Annotated in this window: 1 protein-coding gene; it reads right to left on the bottom strand. The window is 44.8% G+C overall.

All coding sequences use genetic code 11. The annotated features are described in order from the left end of the window. A partial coding sequence (locus ACS8FC_RS18980; RefSeq protein ID WP_439297932.1) for a segregation and condensation protein A occupies positions 1-609 on the bottom strand: 609 nt, incomplete at both ends.

The raw sequence follows: 609 nt of genomic DNA, 5'->3' as shown, positions 1-609 counted from the left end.
TGGGTTCTGTATAGACCACACCAACCAATTGACGCTTAATCAGTTCAAGTACAGCGACAAAGCTCACAACCACGCCTATCTTACCCTGTGCTTTGTCTAGTAGCTCATAAAAGGAGCGGGCACCATCAGTGCTCAGTTGCCTGCTAATACTAGCGATACGATCAGAAAGTGGTACGGCATCGATTTTGATGGTATGCATTTGATAGTCTGGCTGTAGCTGCATTTTGAACAAGCTATCGATCAGCAGAGTAGGCGAGTAACTAGGCAGCTCAGCATTCATGACATCTTGACTAGGCATACTGACCATCGCTAAAAAAACATCACGCTCTAAACGTATCAGATTGTCTAAGCGCTGACTGGCGACTTTGATTTGCGCGTATTCTTCGAGGCGTTCAATCAGCTCTGCTTTTGGATCACGCTCGTCGGTAGGGGTATCAGGGGTAGGCAATAGTAATTCGGTTTTGATTGCAATGAGCGTCGACGCCATTAGCAGATAATCGCCTGCCAACTCAAAATGCTCAGTATCTAACTCACTGATATAGGCAAGATACTGCTCAGTAATGGGTAGAATCGGCATTTGTGTCAAATCAACATTATTTTTTTTGACCA

It is taken from the genome of Psychrobacter sp. 1Y4, assembly GCF_051847555.1.
This window is presented reverse-complemented; position numbering and strand designations above follow the sequence as displayed.